Here is a 12,857-nt window from a genome sequence, read left to right on the forward strand (position 1 = left end):
GCTAGTCTACCTCCCATGCTGTTGTCTTCTCGGATCCATCCAATCACTTTCTGGGGACTTGTCCTGCTGTGGTCGGTGATCAGCAGTACGCTGCCCGCCCAAGCGCAAAACGCTGAACAAGCATTGAATGCTGAGGGTCTAAAACTGGAAGGGGTTACGATGGCCCCGTTCAGTCGCCCTCGGCCGGGCAAAACAATTGCGTTACAAGCCATCATTAGCAATTCTTCGACCGAGGGTCGTAATGCAGTAGCCATTGCCAAGATCGATACAGCCCCGGACCTCCAGGCTGCTTCGAATGTTTATGTTCCGCCTAAGGGCATGAGAAGTATCGAACTGAGACTACGTGTGCCTGCCAACTTGAGGCCCGACGGAGTTGTCGAGATCAGTTTCTCGCTGAACGATCCGCAGAATCCACAGCGCGTCTTGGTGGGCAAAGCCGGCACGCCCATGATCGATTCGCTGCGCGCCATGATGGCCACCGACACACTGATCACAGCCTTGGCAAGCGACCCTGATGCGCCGGGATTAGCCGAATGGCAATGGCCACCTCTGCCGCCACACTACTCCTATGAACTAGCGATTGCAGCCCGAGTCGATTCGGACTTGAGCCGGCGGATGTTGTCGATCGATTACGAAAACCTGCCCTGTCAAATGGTGGATTGGGAAGGACTGGATGTCATCGTGATCGCCAACGACCGACCCTTTCGCGATTTGGCGGCAATGAATGCCATGAAACGCTGGCTGGCCGCCGGTGGTCGCGTGTGGGTAATGTTTGATCTGATAACTCCGGAGAATCTCCGCCGTCTGTTATCCGATGGCATGTCTTGTCAAATGCTAGACGATATTGAACTGAATCGCTTTGTGGTGGAACATGCGATGGTCTCGCCATTATCAGAGCAAGACCGCACGGTCGAAGATGATACGCCGATTCGATTACGGCGCACAACTCAAGTCGGAGGCGATGTCTCCCACACCATCGATGGCTTTCCTGCAGCCATTTGGTACCAAGTGGGCAAAGGGCGATTGTTGGTTACGACACTGGGCGCGGCCGGGTGGATACAGCCTCGCCAATCGCAACGTAAGCCTGGTGAAGATTACAACACGAACTTTCAAATGCGCGGTTGGGCACAACCGATTTCCGATCGTCTGTATGAGCATCGCTCGACGGCGACGCCTCTTGATACTGCTGATGTTCTCTATCCGGTTCGACATATCGGCAATCCCGTTCTCGATCGCGGCTTTGTGCTAACCGTCGTCTTTGGATTCTGCCTGGCACTATGCACATGCGGAACCGTATGTTGGTATTTCGGTAAATTGATTTCACTGGGCTGGCTAGTGCCATTGATATCCATCGCGTCAGCGCTGCCTCTGCTGGTAGCCTCGCTGAACTTGCGCCGCGACATCCCCAACACCTCTGCCCATGTTCAATTGATCGAAGTTCAACCTGGTTCCGACATATTGCAAGGCACCGAGTGGACCGCCACGTATATGTCGGGCGTAGATCAGGCCAAGCTGACTGCGGAAAGCGATTCACTGGTCGACTGGCCGCGCACGACGGAACAACTAGACCTGCGTCGCTGGACCTGGATCGATCATGGCAAGTGGGAGCTATCTAGTTCTGGTTGGCCCAATGGACTGTGGCGCATGCAAACCAAGTTTGCTATACCACCGCAAACGTTAGATGTAGTTGGAGTCATCGATCAGCAAGGTTTATCGATCCAATTGCCTGAGGGCATGGAACCTTTGGAAGATGCCGTGGTGCAATACTGGGCCGGTGATCCGCAGCCGGCGCAGCGATTAGAGCCGGGCAAGCAGACGCCGGTTGGTACCAAACATTTGACGCTGGCTGATTCTTGGCTGGGCACTACGATCGTCAATGACGAACAAACTCGACGCGATGAGTTCTACAAACAATTGCAAGCCACCGAGAGCGATTTAAGTTATCCGAGTTATCCAGCCGTAATGGGTTGGACCAAACTCTGGCCGACTCCGATCAAGTGGGATCAACCTCGCGACGAACGAGGGTCCGCTTTGGTCGTGCTGCCATTGAAATTGGAGCCGGTGCCCTCTGGCCAACAGGTGCACGTTCCGCATACGGTTTTACGAGCTCGTACATTTCAGTTTGAGGGCTCGTTTGCGGCCAACTTTTCCAACACCGCTGGTTGGTGGCGACAGGAAACATCGATTGGTGCCAAGATCGCACTGCGTTTTGAAATCCCCACCCAAGTTCAACCGCTGCAAGCCAGCGAAATTCAAGTCGAACTACAAATGCGCGCCCCGCAGCGTACTGTAAAACTATCAGCCATCGTCGATAATAAACGCGTGCAGCTGGAACAGTTCAACAGCCCTCTCAGTGCGCTGCAAGTTCGCATCACTGACCCTGCCGTACTGGCACTGGCCCGTGGCGGATTCATCGACTTGGAACTGGACATCACCAATCCAGAAGGCAGGTCCCTTCTTGACATGGGTAGTCAAGTCGCCAACTGGCAGGTCGACTACCTTCGTATCAACATTGATGGGCAAGTCGCCCAACGTTAATCTCGAAAGCCAACAATGAGCAGTCCCGACATCGTTGTCGAAACCGATCAGTTGACCAAACGTTACGGTGAATTCACGGCGTTGGATGCGCTCAGCATTCGTGTGCGCCGTGGTGAAATCCTGGGTTTTATTGGCCCCAACGGCGCTGGCAAAACAACCTGTATCAAGATCTTGGTCGGTCTATCGCGACCGACCTCTGGCCGCGCGTCGATCGCTGGTGTCGATTGTGCGCAAGGTTCACGCAAGATCAAACAGTTGGTGGGTTACATGCCCGATCGGTTTGGTTCTTACGACAACATGCGGGTGCGTGAGTATCTCGACTTCTTTGGCGCAACCTATGGCATATCGGTACGAGATCGCAAGAAGCGGATCGACGAAGTTCTCGAGACGACCAACTCGGCTTATATGCAGGACAAATTTGTTGAGAGTCTCAGTCATGGTATGCAACAACGTGTTGGCATCGCGCGAACGCTGCTGCATAATCCTGAAGTCATCATTCTGGATGAACCTGCTAACGGACTGGATCCGACAGCGCGCATTGAAATGCGTGAGTTACTGCTGAAGCTGGCCGCCAGTGGGAAGACTCTGATTGTCACTAGTCACATTCTGCCCGAGTTGGCGCGCATCTGTAATACCGTCGCGATTATCACTGGGGGCAAGTTGCGAGCCTTCGGAGGTTTAGACGACGTGATGCGCCAACTTTGTCCGCGCCGAAGCTTTGAAATCCAATTGCTACGGCCCGAACAAATCGAGCATGCGCAGCAGGTCTTGGCAGGTTGGGTGCAGGCTGACGAGACGCTCAGTGTTAGTCAAACGGAGCGCGTACTACGCTTTCCTACTTCGCGTACCGAGGGCGAGTTGGCTGGATTGTTGCAACACCTGGTCGGCCAACAAATCGAAATCGCCCAGTTCCGTGAAGTGGCCAGTGACCTCGAAGACGCCTTCCTGAGTGTAGCTGGTCCTAAACAATGATGAACACTGCCGTCCTTCGTCGCGAACTATTAGATCGCCTGCGAGCCACGCGCACGGTGGCCTCGATTATTGCGTGTGCCTTGTTGGCGAGCGTGTTGGTGTGGATACGCTGGCCGAGCGATTCACGTGTAAGCGTAGTTAACGAAACAAATTTGCTCAGCCAGGCTGATACCGTCAGCCAAGGATCGATGCAGGTTTTCGGTCCGCTGGCTTATGCCTTGGCAGCGGCCATCTTTCTGCTCGTGCCCGCCTTTCCGGCTACGGCGCTCGTCACGGAGCGACGGCGCGGTACGCTGGCGCTACTGCTGAATTCGCCCATGAATCGCTGGGATATTTATCTGGGCAAGCTGCTCAGCAATTTTATTTTGGCTGGGCTGATCATCTCGGTTAGTTTGCCAGCGCTGGCGGCTTGTTATGCCATGGGTGGCCTGACCGCACGCGATCAAATCCTGCCGCTTTTGGCTGTGCTGTTTGCGATGTCGCTGCAATTCAGCGCCGTAGGTTTGTGGGTCAGTTCGCGGGCCGCGACTAGCGATTCGAGCCTGCGCTGGACGTATGCCGCAGTGTTGGCCTTAGTGGTGCTCTCGTTGGCTCCATCGGCGATCATTGGCAACGTGGCGAGTATCTCAGGTGTGCTCGCTCGCCTGCTGACGCAACTCTCGCCGCTGGGCGCGCTGCGTTCGTTAACGAGCACGGATGCTGTCACTTCCGATCTGGCGCTAGCCGAAGGTTGGATGGGGTATTGCCTAGCCGCAGTGCTCTTTAGTGCAGTCTGTGCCATTGCCACCTATAACGCGCTCAGCCCCTATCGATCAGATCGCCCCAAGCCAACCGGGGTCATGTCCCAAGATCGCGAAAAGGGACGCATGGTACGTCGAGTGAGTTACTTGATCGATCCACAATCCCGATCCGCGGGTATCCCGCTGTGGATCAATCCGGTAATGGTCAAGGAATTTCGCACGCGTAAATTCGGTCGGCTTCACTGGTTGGTGCGGTTGGTTTCCATCTGCGCGATTGTCTCGTTGTTGTTAACGGTCATATCTGCCACTGGCACTGTCAGTTGGGGCGTAAATAGAATTGCCGCCACCTTGGTCTTGATGCAAACATCACTGCTGATTGTGCTTGGCCCCAGCCTGGCAGCGGGTTTGATAGCTGGCGAGCGAGAGACCGGTGGTTGGAATTTGTTGCGCATGACGCCCATGTCGGCCGTACGGATCGTGGTTGGCAAACTGATGAGCGTAGTATGGACCATGGCGCTTATCTTGCTGGCGACATTGCCCGGTTACGTGGTGATGATGTGGATTCAACCTTCGATCGCGCCACAAGTTCAGCGAGTGCTCGTGTCACTGATCCTGTCGGCCATGTTGATCATTGCGATTAGCGCCATGGTCAGCGCGTTCTTGAAATCAGCCGCCGCGGCGACGGCGACCAGTTACGGTGTGTTGTTGGCTCTCTTTGCCGGCACGCTATTGGTATGGCTCGCTCGTGGTAAGCCCTTTGGTCCTGAGCTTGTCGAACGCGTCTTGCTGATCAATCCTGCGGCTGCCGCCCTGGCTGAAATTCGTACGCCTGGATTTGAAGAGTATTCATTGCTGCCCACCTCTTGGTGGATTGGAATTGGAATGACGGTGAGTTGCCTGCTTATCCTGGCAGTTCGCACCTGGCAATTAACGCGACCCGATTAAGAGAACATGCTAAATTTAACCAGAATATTACTAGTATGGATCGGTTCGATTTCAGCAGCCTTACATGCCGCCGATCCGGTGCCGGTCGAGTACTTGTGGCAGAGCGATCCACAATTGAACATCAATTGGGATTCTGAGTACGAGACTCCCAACATTCAAGTCAACGCCAGGCAACTGGCATCGCCCTATTCCTCGGAGCGCATGCGAGCCGCTCAAGCGATTCTGCGCGTGCCGGACAGCCCGACGCTCAATCGTTCTGAGCTATTGCCGGCCACGAATGCGAGATTAGAAAGTGGCGAAACCGATCCTTATGTCCGCGCAGAGTTAGTGGCCGCAGCTTGCGAAATGGATACGGGCGAACATGTCGATCTGTACTGGAAGATCGGCAGTGGAGACCGCCTTATACAACCGGTCGTCGAAGCGGCTTGTTTGAAGTGGCGCAAACCTCAGGCGCTGGCGACCTGGCGTGCGCGACTGAAGGACTCACGGGCTAACCCGGTGCAATTGCAACTGGCAATCGACGGCGTAGCCGCCTTGGGGTCGACCGAAGATCTAGACGCACTGAAGTCAATCGTGCTGGATGAAACGCGAGGCGAGCCAGTGCGAGTGTCCGCGGCGCGCGCCATCGGCAACCTGGCTCAGGACAGCCAACTCGAGTTGGCTACCCAGTTGAAGAAATCTGGGGCTCAATATCCAGAGCTACTGGCGGTTTGCGTGTTGGCCAGCGCACCGGCAGAAAGTGTCAGCACCTTTATTCAAGAGATCGCCGACAAAAGCTCTCCGGTTGCCGAACGCGCCGCCTACCAGTGGCTCTGTCGAAAGAATCCTGCGGTAGCGCAGAGCACCGCCAAGGCACGCCTGAAACATGCTGACTCGCAAGTTCGCTCGCTGGCCATCGATCAAATTGCCGAGCTAGACAATGAAGACACGTTGCCAAGCTTGATCTCTGCTCTGGATGATCCGCATCCGAGCTTGCGTGACCAGGCGCGCTTGCGAATTATTGCGCATGGCAATCGATCGCCTGAACACACACAGCAAGTACATGATCAGTTGGCAGCAGTTTTAAACAGTGAAAGCTGGCGACCACTTGAACAAGCTATTCGCCTGACCGTCGAATTCCAGAGGCCCGAGCATGTACCACAGCTACTCAAGCTGCTGGATCATTCGAGATCGGAAGTCTGCATTACGGCCGGTTGGGCGCTCAGGCATCTGGCTACGGATCAAGCCAGTTTGGAGGCGATCTTCGCGCACTTGACGGTGTGGTGTGATCTCCTGACAACTTGGATCGAAGGCCGGAACGATCCGACCACGATAAAGTTTCAACAGCGCGACCTGCGCCGGATGGCTCACTTGTTCGAAGCGATGGGACTGCGACGATTCGAAGCCGCCAAGCCCATGCTGATCCAGTTTGTGCCCAAAGATCCGAACCGTGGGTTGATCACCCGCATGACTGCGATTTGGGCTTGTGGGCGCTTGTGGGAAAATGGCGAGAACAAAGAACTAACCGACGAATTAGAAGTTCGCATCGCCGATAAGATCGGGCCTTTTCCCGAATCACCCAGCGTTCGCTTCATGTCGACTATTGCGCTGGGGTGGGTCGCCGATCCGGCTACTCGCCAGAGCCTGGTGCGTTGGAAAGACGATCCTCCTGCCCCAGGCCACTTTGCCACTATCTGGGCACTTGAGCGCATCGAGCAGCGCGAGAAGAAATGAATCTCTCTGCGACACCATAATGGCACGACTACTGGAAAGTGTCCGAAGAAGTGCGTGACTGGTGAGTGCGACGCGACGTAACCGCGAGTGTCCACGCAAGTTATCACTGCGATTTTAATGTGCTGCTTGGCTCACCCATTCCAAGTTGAAGCGGGCACACATGATACGGTTGCCGCTTTCATACAAGCAGAGCACATCGCCACCGGGCAATACGGCCAGATCCGAATAGGCGCTTGGTCCGGGCTGGAGCGTGCGGCTGATGGGCCAAGTCTGACCGTCATCGCGACTGAGCTTGATCGACAGATTTTCACGCTGACCACGGCCAGCGGGAATCTCCTCTCCGTCTTTGTCCCGACCGAGTGAATGTGGACTGCTGAACAGCAACGTACCTTTCCGCAACGGATAGTTGACGATGCTAGCCATACATATTGGTTCCCAAAGCTGAGGGTGGAACTGTGGTTGGCTCCACTGGCTGGCGCCATCCAGACTAGTCGCGACTATTTTGCGATTAGCTTTGGAGACGCTACGCGTCATCAACATCACTCGATCATCGCTGAGCGTGGTGAGCATGGTTTCGTTGGGATCGCCAAAGGGCTCGACGTCAGGCACCGCAATCTCGCCACATTGCCAACTGTGACCGTGATCGTCGCTATAAATAGTGGCGGTGGCCGACGGATGATGGGCCCCGTTCTTGCCATAGGCCAACCAGATAGGCACCACCAGTCGACCACCTTTGAGTTGAATGCCGTGCCCCGGGCCCGTGGCTATTACCGTCCATGGATATTCTTTTCGCAGTGGCTCGAAGGCTGAGGTGATCTCGACCGGCTCGCTCCAGCTAATTCCGTCGTCGATACTGCGCATGGAAAAGCACCGTGCATAGTTGATGCAATACAAAAACTCGATGGCCCCCGATGGCGAGTCGACGATGGCTACGGGATTGTTGACGGTTTGTTCTTTTTCGCCGCCGGTGGATTTGGTGGGATTACCTTCGATGCGCGGCGCTCGATGGGCCACATGCTGCGCATCGGACCAGGTCCTTCCGCCATCGGTGGACCGGCGCAAGTGAACTTCGATTTCGCCCCAATCGGAACGGCTGTCGCGCCGAGCTTCGCAATAGGCTAGGACTGTTCCCTTGGGTGTTACGACCAGGCCTGGAATGCGGTATAGGGCAATGCTGTGTTGGCCCGCAACAAAGACTTCCGTCTGAGTCAATTTTGGCTCGGCGGACAACAACGAGTGCGACACGGCCACGAGGGATAACCAAGCTAGCCAGCGAATCATAAATACCGTCCGAAAAGTGAGCGATCAGCCGAGAATTTGTAAGTGGAGCCAATAGTGGAGCCAATGTAAGTGTAGCGGTTCGCGACAAACGGCTTCAAGCTCGCAGGCGGCATTGCACTATCCCCGGTTCCCGTGTGTACTCTAATCCCGAATGGGAGGTGTTGACGTGCATATGGGTCGGGGACACTTGCATGTTCGTCCTGGCCTGCCTAATCTGTGCGTAGGAACAACTGAACAAGATAAACCCCAACTCGAAAAGCAGGTATCTATGTTGAAATCTCGACTCCTGGTTGGCTGCCTCGGTTTGAGTGCGGCCTGGCTGAGCAGTGCCGTATCGAACAGCGTGGCCGCCGAACCCTCAATGGCTAAAGGTGTCAACCAAACACCGCTCAATGTCGAAGTCGAAGTCGCTTTTCCCAAACTGCAATTTGATCGTCCGGTGGTCGTGACCCATGCGGGTGACGGTACCAATCGCGTGTTTGTCGTCGGCCAAAAGGGTACGATCTATGTCATGCCCAACGACCCACAAGTCGAGGAACCCACACCGTTTCTCGAGATCGAAGACAAGGTCGCTTATGATGACCGCATGAATGAAGAAGGACTATTGGGGCTGGCCTTCCATCCCAAGTTCAAAGAGAACGGCGAGTTATTTGTGTACTACACCAGCAAAGCCGAAGAACACCTGTCGGTGATCTCTCGCTTTAAAGCCAACGCGGAACGCACGCAAGCTGACCCAGCCAGCGAAGAAGTGCTGATGACGGTCAAGCAGCCGTTCTGGAATCACAATGGCGGCACACTCGAATTCGGTAAAGACGGCTACCTCTACATCGCCTTTGGTGATGGTGGCATGGGCGACGATCCGCTCAAGTCGGCTCAAGATCTTTCCACCATCCTCGGCAAGATCTTGCGGATCGATGTCGATAACAAGTCGCCCGGTCTGGCCTATGGCATTCCGCAAGACAACCCCTTCGTGAAAACACCCAACGCGCGTGGCGAAGTTTTTGCGTATGGAGTTCGCAATCCATGGCGCATTTCGTTCGACCGCCAGACCGGTGAGCTGTGGTGTGCCGATGTCGGACAAAATCTGTGGGAAGAAATCAACATCGTTCCCAAAGGCGGAAACTGCGGTTGGAGCAAACGAGAAGCAACTCACGTCGCACGGCCAGGTGCCAAAGAATTCAAAGACAACGACTTGGTCACCAAGTCCAAAGACTTTGTCGATCCCGTTTGGGAATACCCACACACCGACGCCTGGGGTAAGTCGATCACAGGCGGCCAAGTCTATCGCGGTACCAAATATCCGTCACTGATTGGTTATTACCTGTATGGTGATTACGTCTCCGGTAAACTGTGGGCTTTGAAGCTAGATGGTTCGGGCAAAGCCACCGAGAACCGAGTCGTCGCCTGGCCGGCTGCGCTGCCAATCGTGACCTTCGGTGAAGATGAAAAGGGCGAAGTCTATTTTTCATCAACGACCGGTGGACGCATTTATACGTTCAAAGCCAAGTAATTGAAGGTTGGCGGCCCAATCGCACCGCGATACCCTACTCTGCGATCCTCTGCGTCTCTGCGTTTAAAAATGTATTTGAAACGCAGAGTGCGCAGAGCCCGCGGAGAAAACTCATGAGAACCACAGCTGCCGACTACCACTCTACAGCTGCTTCAAGCCCTGGATATTGGCGGGGATCGATTGATGGATGGCCAATAGATTCATCGAGACGATATTGCCGAAGGGGTTTTGGTTTTGACCAAAGAAGTTGGTCGGTGAATACATGCGCGGCAAGTGTTCGTAAGCGATGTATCCCATCTGCTTGATCAGCGCAACTAAGGCGGCTGACTTTTCTTGACGGTCATTCTCGACATACAGAATGGGTTTGCAGCGGGTGATGGTTTCGCGCGCACCCTCGAGCACAACCTGCTCCATACCCTCCACATCTGCCTTCAACAGGTCGAGCCGGGGTAACCGCATTGAGTCGATGGTCAGCACTTGGACGGGCTCACCGCTGGTTCGGCCCTCCAGTCCCAGTCCCCCGAAGTTGTTCTCGCGCGTGTAATCGATACCTGGGATCAGCAGCTGCCCCGCTTGATTGCCAACTGCCGCGCACAAAGCCGTTACGTTTAGCAGACTATTGAGAGCCAGATTGGCACACAGCGTTTGATAGACGATCCGTTGCGGCTCGAAGGCCCATACGTGGCCAGTGGGCCCGGCTAGTTTCGACAGTGGCACCGTATGTGCGCCAATGTTTGCCCCAGCTTCGAACACAAAACTGCCGGGGCGAACGACCTGCTTGAACAGTTCTACCTCGCCCTCGGAAAACTCTCCGAGTTCGATGATCGAACGTCCTATGTAAATGTCGTGACGGTTGACCAACATGCGTCCGTGTCTGGCTGAGACCAGAACATTTACCGGACCGCAATCGATTAGTTCGGCCATCAGCGCTCGCTTTAGCTCATTGCCACGGTCTGATGCGTCATCGCATCGGTGCATGGCTGGTGCGAATGCACGATACGAATTTCCATTTGTACCGACCACTTGCCTTCGGCATCACCTTGCACTAACCAGTGTGGCATAACGCAAACCGATTGATGAACCAGTTCAAAACCGGCTTCGCTCTGGCTGACCGACTCAATTGGGAATGTCCAGAAACCGGCCGGCCGATTGAGCGAGATGAAAACATCCAGTCCTTGCCATTGGTCGATCAAGCCCAGATGACGTTCGCTGCTCAAGTTCAATCGCGTACCGAGTTGTCCCAAGCGCTGGCCGCTGCCGTTATAGAAGAAACGGTCGTCTGCACCCGAAGGCATACCGGCAAAGTTCCACTCCAAGGCCAAATGAATTTGTCGATCGCGCGGAGCACCTTCGACCATGTAGGCCACAAACAGGCGGGGATCGCCTTCTTCCATCGTGATCGCTTTGGTTAGCTTCAGTGGAATACCCCACGCGTTGCCTTCGCGAGTCATCTGCAATTGAATCTTGCCAGCACCACGACGCAACTTGGCCTCGAAAGGCATCGCTACGAAATCACCACGCTCGTCCGCCAGGCCTTCAGCCACGCGATCAAGCGTTACGTCGTTATCGTAAAAGTGTTCGAGGAAACTCTTGCGAGGGAAGCGGTCATACTGCAATCGTTTGTCGAGACCTTCTTGTTTGAAGACCACCCGATCGTGAATGCTGGAGACCGCCTGGTCAGCACCTGAGGCACCCCGCAGCACTTTGCGGTGGTAGCTTTCAGGTCGGCGTTGAAGAGTCGCCAAGATATTGTGTGATACGTCACGAATATCCAGTTCGTACAACATGCCGCCTTGCGCGGGAGCGACAAAGGCGATCATCTGATCGTTGGCCAGTCGAACTTCTGGCCGCAAATCGAAGTCGTAATCTTCCGTCGTGGCTTCGACCCAAGATCCGTCGCCATGTTGTAAGCGATCCAGTTGAGTATCCGCTTGGATCAGTTCGCGATAGATGGCATTGCGCAAGTGCGGCAAGTAGATGCCACCGAAGGCACCGTGCCAATACGGGCAATTGCACTGCCCACGATAGAGCTGGTCTTCGACCTCTGCCAACACCTGGGCATCGGCACCCAGTTGTTTGGCTTGCTCCAACCTGCGGCTAACCAACATCATGCGTGAATACATTTCGTTGGCTTCGGTGTAGCGTACCTTGAAGTTGCGCCAGTTACCGCCGCGAACAAAACGTTGCATGTCTGCCCAACGTGGATGCTCGTGCAGCACATGCATCACATCTTCGTACAAATCTTGTTGGGGCACCGGCAATGCCCACTCGGTCATTTCGCGGTAGCTGCAATCGGGCAGATAGATCTTTCCGCGTGGCGGTTGGTCGTCGACCACGTCTTTCAGGCGGCAGGTCTGCAACCAGGATTGGTTGTCCGTTAGCGCATCCAGGAAGCTGCGCAACCAACCGCGCTCGTACACGTGCACTTTGGTATCGGGCCAGGTACCAAACTTCTCACCATCATCACCAAAGACCAAAACGGCATCGGGATGCTCATTGGCGACGCTACGAGCATAGTCGATCGTGTCTTGAGCGGCAGCAAATGGAATCAGGTAGCGCAGTTTTTCGCTGCCAGGGAAGATGCGCAGCAGGCTGCCATCATCTTCGGTAACGAAGTATCCGTGCAGATCGTCTTCGCCCCAGCCGGCAGCTTTGAAGTGATAGTCGTCCAACACCGTATAAGCAATGCCAGCCCGAGCGATATCGGTTGTCAGTGGACTTTCCCAAACGCGTTCGGGCATCCACATGCCCTGCACATCCGTTGAGAACAGTTCGTTAAGGTATTCGGTATAACGGCGAATTTGCCCGATACGGTCGCGACTAGGCAGCATCGGCATTATCGGTTCGTAGAACGGTCCACCGATGATCTCAATACGATCGGCCGCCACCAGCGCCGCCACGCGGCGCACGTATTCGGGATGCTTTTCGGCCAGCCAAGTCATCAGAGGACCGGAGGTATGCAGCGAAATTCTGAGCGCGCCGTAGTCTTCAAATACATCCAAGAACGGCAAGTAACTATCTTGGTATGCCTGCTCAATGACCCCATCAAAATTGCCCACGGGCTGGTGGTTATGCAATACCAAACACAAACGCACGTTATGAGTCATAGCCTCGCTGCCGTTAAGATGGGGAAGATACGCGACAGATAAACGCTGGCT

General features: G+C 55.0%; 8 protein-coding genes. 5 read left to right on the forward strand and 3 right to left on the reverse strand.

What is annotated here, in order from left to right; genetic code table 11:
- Window positions 1–15 precede the first annotated feature (15 nt).
- From SH573x_RS23935 to SH573x_RS23950, 4 genes are read left to right on the forward strand one after another with little or no spacing between them, the layout of a single operon-like run.
- Window positions 16–2,538, forward strand: a complete 2,523-nt coding sequence (locus SH573x_RS23935) for a hypothetical protein (protein ID WP_479350452.1) — start codon at window positions 16–18, stop codon at window positions 2,536–2,538.
- 15 nt (window positions 2,539–2,553) lie between these two features.
- Window positions 2,554–3,510, forward strand: coding sequence for an ABC transporter ATP-binding protein (locus tag SH573x_RS23940; RefSeq protein ID WP_479350453.1), 957 nt, complete (start codon window positions 2,554–2,556; stop codon window positions 3,508–3,510).
- Window positions 3,507–5,195 carry an ABC transporter permease gene (locus tag SH573x_RS23945; protein ID WP_479350455.1) on the forward strand — a complete coding sequence of 563 codons (1,689 nt, stop codon included), beginning with the start codon at window positions 3,507–3,509 and terminating at the stop codon, window positions 5,193–5,195. The genes SH573x_RS23940 and SH573x_RS23945 overlap by 4 nt, the downstream gene beginning before the upstream one ends.
- Before the next feature lie 6 nt (window positions 5,196–5,201).
- Window positions 5,202–6,908 carry a HEAT repeat domain-containing protein gene (locus tag SH573x_RS23950; protein ID WP_479350457.1) on the forward strand — a complete coding sequence of 569 codons (1,707 nt, stop codon included), beginning with the start codon at window positions 5,202–5,204 and terminating at the stop codon, window positions 6,906–6,908.
- A gap of 114 nt (window positions 6,909–7,022) precedes the next feature.
- On the opposite strand, the gene SH573x_RS23955 is transcribed toward SH573x_RS23950, so the two are convergent.
- Window positions 7,023–8,189, reverse strand: a complete 1,167-nt coding sequence (locus tag SH573x_RS23955; RefSeq protein ID WP_479350458.1) for a sialidase family protein — start codon at window positions 8,187–8,189, stop codon at window positions 7,023–7,025.
- Window positions 8,190–8,457: 268 nt separating this feature from the next.
- On the opposite strand from SH573x_RS23955, the gene SH573x_RS23960 reads away from it, so the two are divergent.
- On the forward strand, window positions 8,458–9,699 hold the full coding sequence (locus SH573x_RS23960) for a PQQ-dependent sugar dehydrogenase (RefSeq protein WP_479350460.1): 1,242 nt from the start codon (window positions 8,458–8,460) through the stop codon (window positions 9,697–9,699).
- A 141-nt stretch (window positions 9,700–9,840) separates the two neighbouring features.
- Here the strand turns inward: SH573x_RS23960 and SH573x_RS23965 are convergent, their stop codons facing one another.
- Entirely contained in the window at window positions 9,841–10,623 is a 783-nt protein-coding gene (locus tag SH573x_RS23965; protein WP_479350461.1) for an FkbM family methyltransferase, read from the reverse strand.
- An 11-nt stretch (window positions 10,624–10,634) separates the two neighbouring features.
- Window positions 10,635–12,806, reverse strand: coding sequence for an alpha-amylase/4-alpha-glucanotransferase domain-containing protein (locus SH573x_RS23970; RefSeq protein WP_479350462.1), 2,172 nt, complete (start codon window positions 12,804–12,806; stop codon window positions 10,635–10,637).
- Window positions 12,807–12,857: the final 51 nt, after the last annotated feature.

Source organism: Rania fehmarnensis, from assembly GCF_056494185.1.